A 16582-nucleotide genomic window follows, 5' to 3' on the forward strand; every position below is an offset into this window, starting at 1 on the left:
GTCGTCAGGGGCGGCGCAGCGCGGAGGCGTTGTCGTTCTGCGTCTGCAGCGGGATGCCGCTGCGCGCAGCAGTCGCCAGCATGTGCTCGATGACGTTCTTGCCGAGCGCGGTCTCGCCGGGCAGTTCGATCGGGTAGTTCCCGTCGAAGCACGCCATGCACAGCCGCGTCGCGGGCTGCTCGGTCGCGGCCACCATGCCCTGCAGGCTGATGTAGCCGAGCGTGTCGGCGCCGATCGCGCGTCGGACGCCCTCGAGCATGTCCTCCTCGCCGTCCTCGGTGCTCGCCGCGTTCGCGATGAGCTCGGCAGGGGTGGCGAAGTCGATGCCGTAGAAGCACGGCCACTTCACCGGCGGCGACGCGATCCGGACGTGCACCTCCAGCGCCCCGGCCTCGCGCAGCATGCGGATCAGGGCGCGCTGGGTGTTGCCGCGGACGATCGAGTCGTCGACGACGATTAGCCGCTTGCCGCGGATGACCTCGCGCAGCGGGTTCAGCTTGAGCCGGATGCCGAGCTGACGGATGGTCTGCGACGGCTGGATGAAGGTGCGGCCGACGTAGGCGTTCTTCATCAGGCCCTGGCCGTAGGGGATGCCCGAGCCCTGCGCGTACCCGACGGCGGCCGGCGTGCCGGACTCCGGGACGCCGATCACCAGGTCGGCGTCGACGGGCTTCTCCGAGGCGAGCCGGCGGCCGATCTCGACGCGGGTGGCGTGCACCGACCGTCCGCCGATGACGCTGTCGGGCCGGGCCAGGTACACGTACTCGAAGACGCATCCCTTGGGCGTGGGGTTGGCGAAGCGGGTGGAGCGCACGCCGTCGGCGTCGATGGCGAGCAGTTCGCCCGGCTCGATGTCGCGGACGAAGGATGCGCCGACGATGTCCAGGGCGGCGGTCTCCGAGGCGACCACCCAGCCCCGGTCGAGCCGGCCCAGGGACAGCGGCCGCACGCCGTGCGGGTCCCGCGCCGCGTAGAGGGTGTTCTCGTCCATGAACGTCAGGCAGAACGCGCCGCGCACCGTCGGCAGCAGTTCGAGGGCGGCCTGCTCCAGCGAGGAGTCGGCGGCACCGTGGGCCAGCAGCGCGCCGAGGATGTCCGAGTCGGTGGTGGACTTGGCGGCGCCGCGGGTGTTGGTGAGCCCGGCGTCGCGGGCACGCCCGGCGAGTTCGGTGGTGTTCACCAGGTTGCCGTTGTGGCCAAGTGCGACGCCGGTGCCGGCGGCGGTGTTGCGGAACACCGGCTGGGCGTTCTCCCAGGTGGTCGATCCGGTGGTCGAGTACCGGCAGTGCCCGATGGCGACGTGGCCCTCCATGGCGGCCAGCGTCTGCTCGTCGAACACCTGGCTCACCAGGCCGAGATCCTTGAAGACCAGCACCTGCGAACCGTCCGCGACGGCGATGCCGGCGGCCTCCTGGCCCCTGTGCTGCAACGCATACAACCCGTAGTACGTGAGCTTCGCCACGTCTTCGCCGGGAGCCCAGACGCCGAAGACGCCACACTCCTCGCGGGGTTCGTTCTCGTCTGGCACGGGCTGCTCGGCGGTCACGATGTGGCTGCTCCCTGGGGGCTGGGGGTGACGGGGCCCAGTCTACGGTCACCGGGCGGCGAACGCGGAATTCAGGCTGATGTCGGCGCTGGCGTCAACGGCTGCGCGGCGCTGGTCATTCCCCGTCGGGAGCGAAGGCGGTGAACGTCACCGCGCGGCGAGCGGCACTAGCGGCAGCCAGTCGGCCACCTCGCCGGCCCGCGACCCGGAGGCCAGCACGGCGCCCGCCGCGACCGCCTCGGCCATGGTCCACAGGCCGGTCGCCAGCAGCAGCCAGGTCCGCGCGTCGGTCTCGACCACGTTGGGCGGATTGCCGCGGGTGTGCCGGGGACCCGAGATGCATTGCACCGCAACGAACGGCGGCACCCGCACCTCGACGCTGGCACCGGGTGCGGCGGCCGCCAGCGTGCGTGCGGTCAGCCGCACCGCCTCCGCCAGCGCCGGGCGTGGCGGTGCCGCGGCGGTCGCGTCGTGCAGCCACGACGCGAGCGCGGCGACGGCCTCGCGGGTCTTCGTCGGGTCCGCGGTCTGACGGGCGGGCATGACGCCATTGTCCCCCCGCCCGGTCACCCCCCTGCCGACTCCCCGCCGGCCCCTACGCTCGCGACCGGGCGACCGGTCTAGCCGCCCGGCCGACGAGCAGCGCGGCGAGTGCCCCGGCCTCGTTGACGGCGAGGTGCGCCAGCAGTGGGGCCGCGAGGCTGCCGGTGTGGGCGTACAGCCGGCCGAAGACCCACCCGGCGATGCCGGTCACCGCGACCGTGCCGAGCACCGGTTCGCCGGCAGCGCGCGCGTCGACGACGTGCGACAGGCCGAACGCCACGGCTTGGGCGACCGGGCCGCCCCGCGGGCCGAACGCGTCGACGCACCAGGTGCCGAGTGCGGCGCGGTAGGCGGTCTCCTCGCTCCACACCGTGCCCACCGGAATGCCGAGGAGCAGCCACTCCCGCGCGGCGGCGGGCAGCGCGCGCGCCGCCATGCCGCGCCGCACCGGGCCGATCGCCGTCGCGGCGGCCACCGCGGCGGAGACCGACGCGGCCGCGGCCAGGCCCACGCGGACGCCGCCGAGGAGGGCGGGCGGACGCAGTCCCAGCGGGGCGCCGACGCGGTGGGCCAGCCAGCCGCCGAGCACGGCCTGCGCCGCGATGCGCACGCGCGCCGGCAGCCGCTGCGCCACCCAGTGACTCCACGCCGTCAGCGCGAGCGCCAGCACCACAGCGCGAATTCGATTCGGCGACATCACGTCTCGGGACCGACCTGCCGCAGCGCAGTGCGTACGCGCTCGGTGTCGTCGGTGGTCCATCCGTCGGGAGGGACGACCGCGGCCCAGCCGTCGAGCACCGCGTCGCCGTAATCGTGACCGTGTCCGCCCGGGACACCGGAGGCATTGGTCATGTCGGCGCTCACCTGCCAAAACGTGACGATCGGGTACCAGCGCATCGAGGCGGTGCGATCCGAGCCGGGCGGCTCGACGAGCCAATCCGGCCGGGAGAACAGCAGTTTCGGCGACCACCAGATGATCGGGTCGGACGCGTGCTGCAGGAACAGCACCCGGGTGCCCTCCCACGGCGGCGCGGCGATGCGGGCGATGTCCTCGGCGTCGGCGGCCTGGGTGAAGCGCACCGTGCGGCCGCCGTCGTAGCGCGGTTGGACCTCGGGGCTGCCGGGGTCGCGGCGGGCCACCAGGCCGCTCCACAGCGGGCTCTCGTGCGGCGGTCCCACCCACAGCACGGCGGAGAAGTCCATCCCGGCGATGTCGGGCAACCAGCCGAACGCACCCTGACCGGCCATCGACCCGAGACTCTCGCCGTAGAGCACCAGCTTCGGCCTGCGGTCGGTGGGCAGGGTGCACCACCAGTCGTGGACGGCGCCGATGAGCATGCGGCCCGCGTCGATGGACGTCTCGCGGTCGGCCAGAAAGGAGATCCAGCTCGGCAGGTAGGAGTACTGCACGCCCACCAGCGCGGTGTCGCCGCCATACATGGTCTCGATGGCGCGCGCGGCGACGGGATTCACCCACCCGGTACCGGTGGTGGGGATGACGACCAGCACGCTGCGGTCGGCGGCGCCCGTGCGCTCGAGTTCGCGGACCACCACGTCCATCCGCGCCGCGGCGGTGTCCGCGGTCTGCAGGCCGGCGTAGACGCGGATCGGTTCCTTGGCCGGCCTGCCGTTCACCCGGACGAGGTCGTCGACGTCCGGACCGGTGCCGACGAACGTCCGGCCCTGGTAGCCCAGGGTGTCCCACGGCGCGAACGAGTCCGGGCTGCCCGACCTCTCGGGTGCCGTCGGTGGCTCGACGCCGTCTGCCGTGGTCAAATTCTGGGGCTGGAACGCCACGCTCGCGCCGGCGAGGAAGCCGCGGTAGAGCACGCCGTTGACCAGCAGCACCAGCAGCGCGACGACGATCGTCGTGCCGACGAACGTCGCGACCTCGTGGTGCAGCCGAAAGCGCCGGATGAACAGGCGTGCCAGCACCTTGCCGAGGTCGAGCACGACGCGCGCGGCGCCCACCCAGGCCCCGCCGACGAGCAGGGAGATGAGCAGCGTGCGCAGGTACGCCGGGGTGTCCGGGCCCTCGATGCCCATCAGCGCCGACACCTGCCGTTGCCAGCGGGCGGCGGGCACCAGCGCGAGCAGCGACGCCGCGATCGCCCCGACGACGACCGCGGCCTCGAGCGCACGGAGGATTCGCGCCGGCGGCGGCCACCAGGAGCGGTGGCGCAGCACGAGGCGATGCAGTGCCGCGCTGAGAAGCACCCCGAGCGCGTAGCCGATGGCGGCGTTCGTGCCGCCGATGATGCCGCCGAACAGCCAGTCGCGCGGCAGCAGTGACGGCGTGAGGGACAGGCAGAAGAACAGGGCGCCGACGGCGACGCCGACGACGTTCAGGCGGACCAGGCCCCACGCCCAGACCAGGAGGGGATGGCGCGTGGGGGCCGGCGCCCTCACCCGAACAGTGCGGGCAACACGCCCTCCGAGGTTCGCCGCAGCTCGTCGAGCGTGACGGTGAACTGGCCCTGCACCTCGACCGCATCGCTGCCGTCGTCGACGACGCCGATGCGCACGGCCGGCAGCCCGCGGGCCTCGCACATCGCGCGGAATCGGCTCTCCTCGGTGCGCGGCACCGCCACCAGCACCCGGCCGGCGGACTCGGAGAACAGCGTCACGAACGGGTCGGCGTCCTCGGGAAGGAGGACGCGACATCCGGTTTCGCCTGCCAGCGCGGCCTCGACCACGGCCTGCATCAGGCCGCCCTCGCTGAGGTCGTGCGCCGCGGAGACCAGGCCGTCGCGCGACGCCGCGACCAGGACCTCGCCGAGCAGCTTCTCGCGTTCGAGGTCGACCCGCGGCGGCAACCCGCCGAGGTGGTCGGCGGTCACCTGCGCCCAGATGGACCCGTCGAACTCGTCGTGGGTGTCCCCGAGCAGCATCAGCGTCTCGCCGGGTTCGGTGCCGAGGCCGGTCGGGATGCGGCGCTTCACGTCGTCGATGACGCCGAGCACGCCGACCACCGGCGTCGGGTGGATCGCCGTCGTGCCGGTCTGGTTGTAGAAGCTGACGTTGCCGCCGGTGACCGGAATGCCCAGTGCCGCACAGCCGTCCGCGAGGCCGCGCACGGCCTGGGAGAACTGCCACATGACGCCCGGATCCTCCGGGGAGCCGAAGTTCAGGCAGTTGGTGACCGCGACCGGCGTCGCCCCGGTGACCGCGACGTTGCGGTACGCCTCGGCCAGCGCCAGCTGGGCACCGGTGTAGGGGTCGAGCGCCGTGTAGCGCCCCGACGCGTCGGTGGCGACGGCGATGCCGCGGCCGGTCGCCTCGTCGATGCGCAGCACGCCGCCGTCGGCGTGCTCGGCCAGCACGGTGTTGCCGCGCACGTAGCGGTCGTACTGCTCGGTGATGAAGGCACGGCTGCACAGGTGCGGGCTGCCGAGCAGGGCCAGCAGCGTCGCGCGCAGTTCGTCGCCGGTGGCGGGCCGCGGCAACCCCGCGGTCGTGTCGGCGTTCAATGCGTCCTGGGTGTCGGGGCGCTGCACGGGCCGCTCGTAGACCGGGCCCTCGTGGGCGACGGTGCGCGGCGGCACGTCGACGACCGTCTCGCCGTGCCAGGTGATCTCGAGCCGGTCGCCCTCGGTGACCTCGCCGATGACGGTGGCGAGCACCTCCCACTTACGGCACACCGCCAGGAACGCGTCGACGTTCTCCGGGGCGACGACCGCGCACATGCGCTCCTGCGACTCGCTGGAGAGCACCTCGGCGGGCGTCATGAACTTCGCCCGTAGCGGCACCTTGTCGAGCTCGATCGCCATGCCGCCGTCACCCGCCGACGCGAGTTCGGACGTGGCGCAGGACAGCCCGGCGCCACCGAGGTCCTGAATGCCAATCACCAGGCCCGCGGCGTACAGCTCGAGGCAGCACTCGATGAGCACCTTCTCCATGAACGGGTCGCCCACCTGCACGCTCGGCAGCTTCTTGCGGCCCGCTCCGGACTCGTCGCCGCCGAAGGTCTCCGACGCGAGCACCGACACGCCGCCGATGCCGTCGAGGCCCGTCCGCGCGCCGAACAGGATGATCTTGTTGCCCGCACCCGAGGCGAAGGCCAGGTGCAGGTCCTCGGTGCGCAGCGCGCCGACGCAGAGCGCGTTGACCAGTGGGTTGCCGGCATAGCAGGCGTCGAACACCGTCTCGCCGCCGATGTTCGGCAGGCCCAGCGAGTTGCCGTACCCGCCGACGCCGCGGATGACGCCGTCGAGGACGCGCCGGGTGTCCGGGGCGTCGGCCGCGCCGAACCGCAGCTGGTCCATCACGGCGACGGGGCGGGCGCCCATGGCCATGATGTCGCGCACGATGCCCCCGACCCCGGTGGCCGCGCCCTGGTAGGGCTCGACGTAGGACGGGTGATTGTGCGATTCGACCTTGAAGGTGACGGCCCAGCCGTCGCCGATGTCGACGACGCCGGCGTTCTCGCCGATGCCCGCCAGCATCGACTGCCGCATGGCCTCGGTGGTGGTCTCGCCGAAGTACCGCAGGTGCACCTTGGAGGACTTGTAGGAGCAGTGCTCGCTCCACATCACCGAGTACATCGCCAGTTCGGCGTCGGTGGGGCGGCGGCCGAGGATCTCCCGGATGCGCTCGTACTCGTCGTCCTTGAGGCCGAGTTCGCGGAAGGGCTGGGGTTGATCGGGCGTCTCGGCGGCGCGCTGCACGGAGTCAACGGCGGGGACTTCACTCGTCACGGAGGAGAGTTTATTGCCTCTTCAGCCCTGGTTCCGACCTGGCGGCGGCCCGAGCGCTACGCCGTGCGAGGAACGGACCCTCCCCGGAACGCCCCACGAGGAACGGCCCGAGCAGTCCGTGCAGCAGCACGCTGCCCAGCACCACCACGATCGCGGCCTCCATCAGGCGTTCGCCGGGTTCGTCGGGGAGCACGGTGTAGGCGAGCAGGGCCAGGGCGATGCTCGCGGTGCCGCGCGGGCCGAGGGTCGCGAGGAGGACGCGCTCCGACCGATCCAGTGACGTGCCCAGCATCGCGACGCCCACCCCGGCGGCGCGCGCCAGGATCAGCACCAGCAGGCTGAACAGCACCAGCCCGATCGCAACGCCGTCCTGCAGGACGTACCAGGCGACGGCGCCGAAGGCGAACCACACGATGCCGGCGAGCAGGAACGCGACGTCGTCGACGAGTTCCTGTTCGCGTTCGGCGTCGACGTAGGAGCGCACCGCGTTGTAGGCGATGCCGCAGACGAACGCCGCGACGAAGCCGTTGCCGCCCACCCCGACGTTGAGCGTGTAGGTCAGCACCGGCGCTGCGACCATCAGCAGTCGCCGGGACTGATCGGTCATGGCGCCCCGCCGGTCGGCGGCGTTGGCGCACCACGCGAGCCCCGATCCCAGCGCCCACCCGAGCACGACGGCGACGACGAGGTGCGGGATCCCCTCCTCCAGGGCGTGCAGCACGCCCTCGGCCTTGGTCTGCTCTCCGCCGGTGATCGCCAGGGCGAACAGGAACACCGGGGCGATGACGCCGTCGGAGTAGCCCTCCTCGACGTTGAACAGCCCGCGCACGCGGTCGGGGATGCGCTCGTCGTGCAGGAACGACGTCACCGGCGCGAAGTCGATGGGGACGACCACGCAGGCGATCACCAGCAGTGCCGACCACGGCAGTCCGCCGATGAGCCCGAGTCCGAGGAGGACGGCCACCGCCAGGCCGATGGGCATGGCGACGAACAGCAGGCGCAGCACCAGGGCGGCCTGCCCGCCGAAGAAGCCGCCGCGGACGTTGGCGGCGTGCTCAAACAGCACGATCGCCAGCACCGTCTCGATGACCGGTTCGACGACGTGGGCCTCGATGCCCGAGGCGAGTGCGTCGTGCGTCGCGACGCCGACCACGGCGCCGGTCAGCACCAACGCCATCACCGGCGTGATGCGCCACCGTTCGAGGCGCCGGGCCAGCAGCGACCAGACGACGAGTACCGCGGCGAGACCGACGACCGACCACAACACCGGACGATCATCTACCCCCGCGTCAACCGCACGCCATGCAGCAGGCGCCGCCCTCGGATTCTCACTCGCCTTCCCACGGGTCCGGCACGGCGATTGAACCGGCCGTCGCCGGGCATGCAGGCGCCATGAGCGTCGTGGTGATCGGCCAGATCGGACGCGACATGGTGCTGCGCACCGACGGGCTGCCGAAGCCGAACGGGTCCACGCCGGTCCTCGAACGCCGTGAGTTGCTCGGCGGCAAGGGCGCCAACCAGGCGGTCGCGCTGACGCAGTTGGGCGTGCCCACTGCGCTGATCGGCGTGGTGGGCCAGGACATCGAGGGAGCGGCCGTGCTGCGGCAGGCCGACCGGGACCGCATCGACGTCGGCTGCGTGGTCCGGCGGGGACGTACCGCGCTGCTCGTCGACCTGGTCGACGCCGACGGCACCCGGCGGCTGTTCGAGGACGTTCCCGACGAGTCGCTGGTGACGCTCGACGACCTGGACCGGTGCGGCACCCTCTTCCAGCCGGCGGGCGTCGTCTCGATCCAGCTGCAGCAGCCGCCGCAGACCACGCTGGCCGCCGCGCGGCACGCCCGGCGGATGGGCGCCCGCGTCGTCGCCGACGGTCTACCGGACGCCGCGGTGCGTGACGACCTGCTGGCGTCGGTGGACGTGCTGCGCGCCGATGCCGAGGAGGCCGCGCTGCTGGCCGGGGGCGAGCTGCGGTCGGTCGACGACGCGGTGGCGGTGGCCCGTCGGCTGTCGCTGGCCGGGCCGCGGTGGGTCGCGCTGGCGGTGCCGGGCGTCGGCGACGTGCTGGTGTGGGAGCAGGACGCGACGGTGTTCCCGCACGCCGACGTCCACGTCGTCGACCGGACCGGGGCGGGCGACGCCTTCGTGGCCGGCCTGGTCGCGGGCGTGCACCGTGGTGTCGGACCACGCGCCGCAGGCGAACTCGCCGCCGCCGCGGCGGCCTCGCAGGTGCAGCACCTGGGCGGTCGCCCCCACCTGGCCGAGCTATCCGGGTGAGAGGAACGCCTGCAGCGCAGCCGAATACGCGCTCACGTCGTCGGCGCCCATGAGTTCGCGGGCGGAGTGCATCGCCAGCTGTGCCGCGCCGACGTCGACGGTGGGGATGCCGGTCCGTGCGGCGGTCATGGGCCCGATCGTCGAGCCGCACGGCAGATCGGCCCGGTGCTCGTAGCGCTGCAGCGGCACGCCGGCCTGTTCGCACGCCAGCGCGAACGCCGCGGCGGTACGGCCGTCGGTGGCGTACCGCAGGTTGGGCTGCACCTTGAGCACCGGCCCGGCGTTGATCTCGATGAGGTGACCGGGCTCGTGCCGTTCCGGGTAGTTGGGGTGCGTGGCGTGCGCCATGTCCCCCGACGCGACCAGGGAACCGGGCACGCGGCGCAGGAAGTCCTCGCGAGTCCCGCCCGCGGCCAACGTGATTCGCTCGAGCACCGTCAGCAGCAGTTCGGACTGTGCGCCGTGGTCGGAGGTCGAGCCGACCTCCTCGTGGTCGAACAGCGCGAGCACCGGCAGGTGTCCCGCCGGCTTCGCGGCGAGGAACGCCTCCAGGCCCGCGTAGCACGTGCCCTGGTTGTCCAGCCGCGGCGCGCTGACCAACTCCCGGTCCGCACCCACCAGGGTCGACGGCGTCAGGTCGTGCGTCATCAGGTCGGCGGCGAGGACGTCGCCGGGGTCGACGTCGGCGCGGCGGGCGACGTAGCCGACGACGTCGCCGATCCCGTCGCCGACGCCCCAGACGGCGTTGACGTGCCGCTGCGGGTCGAGCGTCACGCCCTTGCGGTCGTCGGAGAGGTGGATCGCCAGCTGGGGCACCCGCAGGAGCGGCTCGTCGATGCGGACCAGGCGGTGCTCGACGGTGCCGCCGCGGCGGAACGACAGCCGTCCGCTCAGGCCGAGGTCGCGGTCGAGCCAGGAGTTGAGCCACGCGCCGCCGTAGGGCTCCAGGGCCACCACGCGCCAGCCAGCGACGACGCGGTCCGGATGCTGCTTGACCCGCAGGTTCGGGCTGTCGGTGTGCCCGCCGACGATGCGGAACGGACTGCCGGCGTCCGCGGTCTGCCAGGCCACCAGGGACCCGGCCCGCACGGTGAAGTACCGCCCCTCGGCGTCGGGCCACGCGTCGGCCTCGGCGAGTTCGGTGAAGCCCGCGCCGCGCAGCCGCGCCGCCGCGGTCGCGCACACGTGGAACGGTGACGGCGACGCGTCGATGAAGTCGCACAGGCTCTGGGGGCTAGCTGCCATCTTTTCATCTTGACGGGTCCGGGCGCCGCGAGTCGCGCTAGGGTCGGCGCTGTGCCTGATCTTGATCCGCAGCCGGTGCTGGCGCCGCTCACCCCGGCCGCCATGTTCCTGGTCGCCACCATCGCCGAGGGTGGCGAGCAGACCGTGCACGACGCGCTCGCCGACCTGTCGGGACTGGTGCGCGCCATCGGCTTTCGCGACCCGGCCAAGCACCTGTCGATGGTCACCTCGATCGGCTCGGACGCCTGGGACCGGCTGTTCACCGGACCGCGCCCGGCCGAACTGCACCCCTTCATCCCGCTCACCGGCCTGCGGCATCACGCGCCGTCCACCCCGGGGGATCTGCTGTTCCACATCCGCGCCGAGTTCCTGGACGTGTGCTTCGAACTCGCCACCAAGGTCGTCGGCGCGCTGGCGGGCGCGATCACCGTCGTCGACGAGGTACACGGCTTCAAGTTCTTCGACAACCGCGACCTGATGGGCTTCGTCGACGGCACCGAGAACCCCGGCGGCCCACTGGCCGTGAGCGCCACCCAGATCGGCGCGGAGGACCCCGACTTCGCCGGCGGGTGCTACGTGCACGTCCAGCGCTACCTGCACGACATGGGCGCCTGGAACGCCCTGACGACCGAGGAGCAGGAACGGGTGATCGGCCGAACCAAGCTCGACGACATCGAACTCGACGACGAGACCAAACCGCCCGACTCGCACCTCGCCCTCAACGTCATCACCGACGACGCCGGCAACGAGCTGAAGATCCTGCGGCACAACATGCCGTTCGGGGAGGTCGGCAAGGGCGAGTTCGGTACCTACTACATCGGCTACTCGCGCTCCGCCGCGGTCACCGAGCGCATGCTGCGCAACATGTTCCTGGGCGACCCGCCCGGCATCACCGACCGGATCCTCGACTTCTCCACGGCCGTCACCGGTTCGGCGTTCTTCACCCCCACCGTCGACTTCCTCGACGACCCGCCGCCCCCGCCCGGCGCGGCGCACATCTCCGGCGGCTCGCTGGCCATCGGCAGCCTGAAAGGACGACCGTGACGAACGACCTGTACCGCGAACTCGCCCCCGTCACCGACGCGGCCTGGGCCGCGATCGAGCAGGAGGCCACCCGCACGTTCACGCGGCACGTCGCGGGGCGGCGGGTGGTCGACACCAGCGATCCCGCCGGCCCGACGGCGGCCGCGGTCGGCACCGGTCACCTGCTCGACGTGAGCGCGCCGGCCGACGGGGTGGTCGCCCACCTGCGCGAGGCGCGGCCGCTGGTCCGGTTGCGCGTGCCGTTCACGCTGTCCCGGGAAGCGGTCGACGACGTCGAACGCGGCGCCCAGGACTCGGACTGGGATCCGGTGAAGGACGCCGCGCGCACGCTGGCCTTCGCCGAGGACCGCGCGATCTTCGAGGGCTATCCCGCCGCGTCGATCACCGGCATCCGCGCCGGCAGTTCCCATCCGGCGCTGACCCTGCCCGCCGACACCCGGCAGATCCCGGACGCGATCGCCACGGCGCTGTCGACGCTGCGCCTGGCGGGGGTGGACGGCCCGTACTCGGTTCTGCTGTCGGCGGAGGTCTACACCGCGGTCAGCGAGACCACCGAGCACGGCTATCCGCTGCTCGAACACCTCAACCGGCTCGTCGACGGCGACATCATCTGGGCACCGGCCATCGACGGCGCGTACGTGCTGTCCACCCGCGGCGGGGACTTCGACCTCCGGCTGGGCACGGACGTGGCCATCGGTTACCTGTCCCACGACGCCGCCACCGTGACGCTGTACCTCCAGGAGACACTGACCTTCCTGATGTACACGGCGGAGGCCGCGGTGGCGCTGACGCCCTGACCAGCGGCGCTGACGCCGCCGTCAGGAGAGCATCCCGGCGGCGAAGTCAACGGTTGTCCGGCCCGGCCCGGTACCGTACTGTCAACCTGCTTGACATACCGTCAGCGCCGGCGCCACGGCCCGTGGCCGTCCGTGCGTAGCTCCGCTCGTCGAAAGGGCAACGGATGCAGCGGGTTTCGATCGGGCGACTACTCGCGCGCCGATGGATGGTGCTCGTCGCCATCGTCGTGGTGGCCATCGCGGGCTTCGCCGTCTACCGCCTCAACGGCATCTTCGGGTCCAAGGACGTCACGTCCACCCCGGACAACAGCGCCAACGACACCAAGCCGTTCAACCCCAAGCACGTGGTCCTCGAGGTCTTCGGGTCGTCCGGTAGCTCGGCGACCATCACGTACCTGGACATCAACGCCCAACCCCAGCACGTCGACGGCGCGCAGCTGCCCTGGACGTACGACACCACCACCACGCAGCCCGCCGTCTTCGTCAACGTGCAGGCCCAGGGCGACGGCGACTCGATCGGCTGCCGGATCACGATCGACGACGCCGTGAAGGACGAGAGGTCGAGCACCACCCTGAACCCCTACACCTTCTGCCTGGACAAGTCGGGATGACGGTCGAGCCGACGACGGAGCCCATCCCCGCGCAGACGGCCACCCCCGCACAGCGCCCCAGCCGCATCGCCCGGTCGATCCGGGTGCTGTGCGTGCCCATCGTGCTGTTCTGGCTGGCGGTCGCGGCGCTCACCAACGCGCTGGTCCCGCAACTCGAGGCGGTCGGCGCCGAGCACAACGTGGCGCTGAGTTCGCCGGACTCGCCCTCGCTGCAGGCGTTCAAGCACATCGGCGAGAAGTTCGGCGAGTTCGACACCGACAGCGCGGCGATGATCGTGCTGGAGGGCGACCAGCCACTCGGCGTCGAGGCCCACCGGTACTACGACGAGATCGTCAGACGCGTCTCGGCGGACACCGTGCACGTGCAGCACGTGCAGGACTTCTGGGGCGATCCGCTGACCGCCGCCGGGTCGCAGAGTCCCGACGGCAAGGCCGCCTACGTGCAGGTCTTCCTGTCTGGCAACCAGGGCGAGGCGCTGTCGCTGGCGTCGGTCGACGCGGTGCGCGGCATCGTCGACGGCACGCCCGCGCCGCCGGGCGTGAAGGCCTACGTCACCGGTGCGGCCGCTCAGATCGCCGACCAGTTCGAGGTCGGCAACGACAGCACCGAACTCGTCACGGCCCTCACCGTCGGCGTGATCGCGGTGATGCTGCTGATCGTCTACCGGTCGTTCGTCACCATGCTGCTCGCGCTGGTCACGGTGCTCGTCGAGATGGCCGCCGCCCGCGGCGTGGTGTCGTTCCTCGCCGACCAGGGACTGATCGGCCTGTCGACGTACTCGACGAACATCCTCACGCTGCTGGTGATCGCCGCGGGCACCGATTACGTGATCTTCCTGCTCGGGCGCTACCACGAGGCCCGTGGCCGCGGCGATGACCGGCCCGTCGCCTGGCACGACATGTACCGCGGCACGACGCACGTCATCCTCGGCTCGGGCCTCACGATCGCCGGCGCGGTGTTCTGCCTCTACTTCACCCGACTGCCGTACTTCCAGAGCCTCGGCATCCCGGCCGCCATCGGCGTACTCGTCGCGCTCGCGGCCTCGTTGACCCTGGCGCCCGCGGTCATCGTCATCGGCGGGCGGTTCGGCCTGCTCGACCCGAAGCGCACCACCAAGAAGTACGGCTGGCGCCGCATCGGGACGGCGATCGTGCGCTGGCCCGGCCCCATCCTCGTCGCCACCCTCGCCGTCGCGGCGATCGGCCTGCTCGCCCTGCCGGGGTACCAGACCAGCTACGACGACAGCAACTACATGCCCGACACGGTGCCGTCAAACGTCGGTTACGCGGCCGCCGAGCGGCACTTCACCAAGGCCCGGCTCAACCCCGAGCTGCTGATGCTCGAGTCGGATCACGACCTGCGGAACCCGACCGACATGATCCTGTTGGAACGCGTCGCGAAGGCGGTCTTCCACACCGACGGCATCGCGCAGGTGCAATCGATCACCCGGCCGCTGGGCACGCCGCTCGACCACACCTCGATCCCGTTCCAGATCAGCGCGTCGAGTGCCTCGCAGCTGCAGAACCTGCCCTACCAGCAGGCCCGCGCCGACGATCTCACCAAGCAGGTGGGCGTCATCGACGACACCATCACCGTGCTGCGCCAGCAGATGGTGCTGCAGCAGCAGTCGAGCGACGTCACGCACGAGCAGAGCGAGGCGTTCGCCCAGACCGTGGCGACCGCACAGGACCTGCGCAACAAGATCGCCGACTTCGACGACTTCTTCCGGCCGATCCGCAACTACTTCTACTTCGAGCCGCACTGCTACGACATCCCGGTGTGCCACGCCCTGCGGTCGCTGTTCGATTCGCTCGACGGCATCAACGAACTCACCGACCAGCTGGCCAACGTCTCCGGCAGCATCGCGAAACTCGATGAGCTGCAACCGAAGTTGCTCGCGCTGATCCCGCCGCAGATCGCCAACCAGCAGACCAACCGCGATCTGACGATGACCAACTACGCCACCACGGCGGGCATCTACGACCAGAGCGCCGCGGCGCTGCAGAACTCCACGGCGCTCGGCCAGGCCTACGACGCGTCCAAGACCGACGATTCGTTCTACCTGCCGCCGGAGGCCTTCACCAACCCCGAGTTCGTGCGGGGACTGAAGCTGTTCCTGTCACCCGACGGCACCGCCGCCCGCATGATCATCACCCACGACGTCGACCCCGCCACCCCGGAGGGCATCGCGCACGTCGAGGCCATCCGGCATGCCGCCGCCGAGGCGGTGAAGGGCACCCCGCTGGCCGGATCGAAGATCTACCTCGGTGGCGTGGCGTCGACGTACGCCGACATCGCCGAGATGTCGCACTACGACCTGATCATCGCCGGTATCGCCTCACTCAGCCTGATCCTGCTGATCATGATGTTCATCACGCGCAGCATCGTCGCCGCACTGGTGATCGTCGGCACGGTCGCGTTGTCGCTGGGTGCGTCGTTCGGCCTGTCGGTCCTGGTGTGGCAGTACATCTTCGGCGTCCCGCTGTACTGGGTGGTGCTGGCGCTCGCCGTCATCCTGCTGCTGGCGGTCGGTTCGGACTACAACCTGCTGCTGGTCTCCCGGTTCCAGGAGGAGATCGGCGCCGGGTTGAACACCGGCATCATCCGCGCGATGGCCGGCAGCGGTTCGGTGGTCACCGCCGCCGGACTGGTCTTCGCCTTCACGATGGCGTCGTTCATCGTCAGCGACCTGGTGGTGCTGGGCCAGATCGGGACGACCATCGCTCTGGGCCTGCTGTTCGACACGCTGATCGTGCGGTCGTTCATGACGCCGTCCATCGCGGCGTTGCTCGGCCGGTGGTTCTGGTGGCCGGTCGTGGTCCGGCAGCGGCCGGTGCCGCAGAAGTTCGGCTCCGGCGCCGGAGGGCAGCAGCTGACGCTGTTCTAGGCGCCGGGGTTCGGAAGCGTCAGGCGGTCAGGACGGCGTCGAGCGCCGACAGGAAGATGCCCAGACCGTCATCCGACGGGCCGGTGAGCGCCTCGGTGGCGTGCTCGGGATGCGGCATCAGACCGACGACACGGCCGTTGGCCGAGGAGATGCCGGCGATGCCGCGCTGCGAGCCGTTGGGGTTGTCGCGGTAGCGGAACACCACGCGACCCTCCCCCTCGAGTTCGTCGAGAACCTCCTGCGACGCCTGGAAGCGACCCTCGCCGGACTTCAGCGGCACCAGGATGTCGGCACCGGCGTCGTAGCGGCTGCTCCACGCCGACGCATTCGACGCCACCTCCAGCCAGATGTCCCGGCAGACGAAGTGCAGGCCCGCGTTGCGGGTGAGTGCACCGGGCAGCAGACCTGCCTCGCACAGCACCTGGAAGCCGTTGCAGATGCCGAGCACCGGCATCCCGCCCTCGGCCGCGTCGACCACCTCGCTCATCACCGGCGCGAACTTCGCGATCGCGCCCGCGCGGAGGTAGTCGCCGTAGGAGAAGCCGCCGGGCACGATGACGGCGTCGACGTCCTTGAGGTCGGCGTCGGCGTGCCACAGGGCCACCGGTTCGGCCCCGGCGAGACGGACCGCGCGCGCCGCGTCGACGTCGTCGAGCGAGCCGGGGAAGGTGATGACGCCGATCCGGGGACTCACTTGCCCTCCCGGGTGACCTCGAACTCCTCGATGACGGTGTTCGCGAGCAGCGACTCGGCGATCTCGGCCAGCGCGTCGTCGCTGACGGCGTCGTCGACCTCGAGTTCGAACCGCTTGCCCTGCCGCACTTCCGAGATGCCGGTGTGGCCGAGCCGACCCAACGCGCCGACGATGGCCTGCCCCTGCGGGTCGAGGATCTCCGCCTTGGGCATGACGTGCACTACGACCCGGGCCACGGGC

General features: G+C 71.4%; 14 protein-coding genes. 5 read left to right on the plus strand and 9 right to left on the minus strand.

Translation table 11 applies throughout. The features are described from left to right. Positions 1-4: 4 nt before the first annotated feature. The 6 genes from purF to FZ046_RS02075 form a co-directional block, all read right to left on the minus strand. Complete coding sequence (gene purF / locus FZ046_RS02050) at positions 5-1546, minus strand: amidophosphoribosyltransferase (protein ID WP_070356383.1); 1542 nt, start codon at positions 1544-1546, stop codon at positions 5-7. A 147-nt stretch (positions 1547-1693) separates the two neighbouring features. Beyond that, on the minus strand, positions 1694-2089 hold the full coding sequence (locus FZ046_RS02055; protein WP_070356384.1) for a sterol carrier family protein: 396 nt from the start codon (positions 2087-2089) through the stop codon (positions 1694-1696). A gap of 52 nt (positions 2090-2141) precedes the next feature. Beyond that, positions 2142-2786, minus strand: coding sequence for an Rv0804 family intramembrane glutamic endopeptidase (locus FZ046_RS02060; protein WP_149484176.1), 645 nt, complete (start codon positions 2784-2786; stop codon positions 2142-2144). Then, on the minus strand, positions 2786-4498 hold the full coding sequence (locus tag FZ046_RS02065) for an alpha/beta hydrolase (protein ID WP_070353610.1): 1713 nt from the start codon (positions 4496-4498) through the stop codon (positions 2786-2788). The genes FZ046_RS02060 and FZ046_RS02065 overlap by 1 nt, the downstream gene beginning before the upstream one ends. After that, positions 4495-6786, minus strand: a complete 2292-nt coding sequence (gene purL, locus FZ046_RS02070; protein WP_070353611.1) for a phosphoribosylformylglycinamidine synthase subunit PurL — start codon at positions 6784-6786, stop codon at positions 4495-4497. The genes FZ046_RS02065 and purL overlap by 4 nt, the downstream gene beginning before the upstream one ends. A 10-nt stretch (positions 6787-6796) precedes the next feature. Continuing rightward, positions 6797-8053, minus strand: coding sequence for a cation:proton antiporter domain-containing protein (locus FZ046_RS02075; protein WP_070353612.1), 1257 nt, complete (start codon positions 8051-8053; stop codon positions 6797-6799). 125 nt (positions 8054-8178) lie between these two features. On the opposite strand from FZ046_RS02075, the gene FZ046_RS02080 reads away from it, so the two are divergent. Beyond that, positions 8179-9063 carry a PfkB family carbohydrate kinase gene (locus FZ046_RS02080; protein WP_070353613.1) on the plus strand — a complete coding sequence of 295 codons (885 nt, stop codon included), beginning with the start codon at positions 8179-8181 and terminating at the stop codon, positions 9061-9063. Here the strand turns inward: FZ046_RS02080 and FZ046_RS02085 are convergent. Beyond that, a complete protein-coding gene (locus tag FZ046_RS02085) occupies positions 9052-10308 on the minus strand; it encodes a M18 family aminopeptidase (RefSeq protein WP_070353614.1) in 1257 nt (418 codons plus the stop codon). The genes FZ046_RS02080 and FZ046_RS02085 overlap by 12 nt on opposite strands. A gap of 51 nt (positions 10309-10359) precedes the next feature. On the opposite strand from FZ046_RS02085, the gene FZ046_RS02090 reads away from it, so the two are divergent. The 4 genes from FZ046_RS02090 to FZ046_RS02105 all read left to right on the plus strand — a co-directional run bounded on the left by FZ046_RS02090 (position 10360) and on the right by FZ046_RS02105 (position 15648). Next, a complete protein-coding gene (locus FZ046_RS02090; protein ID WP_070353615.1) occupies positions 10360-11352 on the plus strand; it encodes a Dyp-type peroxidase in 993 nt (330 codons plus the stop codon). Continuing rightward, complete coding sequence (locus tag FZ046_RS02095) at positions 11349-12149, plus strand: family 1 encapsulin nanocompartment shell protein (protein ID WP_070353616.1); 801 nt, start codon at positions 11349-11351, stop codon at positions 12147-12149. Before FZ046_RS02090 ends, FZ046_RS02095 begins: the two co-directional genes overlap by 4 nt. A gap of 164 nt (positions 12150-12313) precedes the next feature. Beyond that, positions 12314-12760 carry an MmpS family transport accessory protein gene (locus FZ046_RS02100; protein ID WP_099045938.1) on the plus strand — a complete coding sequence of 149 codons (447 nt, stop codon included), beginning with the start codon at positions 12314-12316 and terminating at the stop codon, positions 12758-12760. Beyond that, the gene (locus FZ046_RS02105) at positions 12757-15648 is read left to right on the plus strand and encodes an MMPL/RND family transporter (protein WP_083298276.1); all 2892 of its coding nucleotides are present in this window, start codon (positions 12757-12759) and stop codon (positions 15646-15648) included. Before FZ046_RS02100 ends, FZ046_RS02105 begins: the two co-directional genes overlap by 4 nt. A gap of 19 nt (positions 15649-15667) precedes the next feature. Here FZ046_RS02105 and purQ read toward each other — a convergent pair whose 3' ends face one another. Both purQ and purS read right to left on the minus strand, forming a co-directional pair. Further along, positions 15668-16342, minus strand: a complete 675-nt coding sequence (gene purQ, locus FZ046_RS02110) for a phosphoribosylformylglycinamidine synthase subunit PurQ (RefSeq protein ID WP_070353618.1) — start codon at positions 16340-16342, stop codon at positions 15668-15670. Beyond that, positions 16339-16578, minus strand: coding sequence for a phosphoribosylformylglycinamidine synthase subunit PurS (gene purS / locus FZ046_RS02115; protein ID WP_070353619.1), 240 nt, complete (start codon positions 16576-16578; stop codon positions 16339-16341). Before purS ends, purQ begins: the two co-directional genes overlap by 4 nt. Positions 16579-16582: the final 4 nt, after the last annotated feature.

Origin of the sequence: Mycolicibacterium grossiae, assembly GCF_008329645.1 — a bacterium.
Taxonomy (GTDB): Bacteria; Actinomycetota; Actinomycetes; order Mycobacteriales; family Mycobacteriaceae; genus Mycobacterium; species Mycobacterium grossiae.

Excerpts from the sequence above, each read along its gene's own strand:
- FZ046_RS02085 (WP_070353614.1), bottom strand. The coding sequence starts at position 10,308 with ATGGCAGCTAGCCCCCAGAGCCTGTGCGACTTCATCGACGCGTCGCCG.
- FZ046_RS02055 (WP_070356384.1), bottom strand. The coding sequence starts at position 2,089 with ATGCCCGCCCGTCAGACCGCGGACCCGACGAAGACCCGCGAGGCCGTC.
- FZ046_RS02060 (WP_149484176.1), bottom strand. The coding sequence starts at position 2,786 with ATGTCGCCGAATCGAATTCGCGCTGTGGTGCTGGCGCTCGCGCTGACG.
- FZ046_RS02080 (WP_070353613.1), top strand. The coding sequence starts at position 8,179 with ATGAGCGTCGTGGTGATCGGCCAGATCGGACGCGACATGGTGCTGCGC.
- FZ046_RS02100 (WP_099045938.1), top strand. The coding sequence starts at position 12,314 with ATGCAGCGGGTTTCGATCGGGCGACTACTCGCGCGCCGATGGATGGTG.
- FZ046_RS02105 (WP_083298276.1), top strand. The coding sequence starts at position 12,757 with ATGACGGTCGAGCCGACGACGGAGCCCATCCCCGCGCAGACGGCCACC.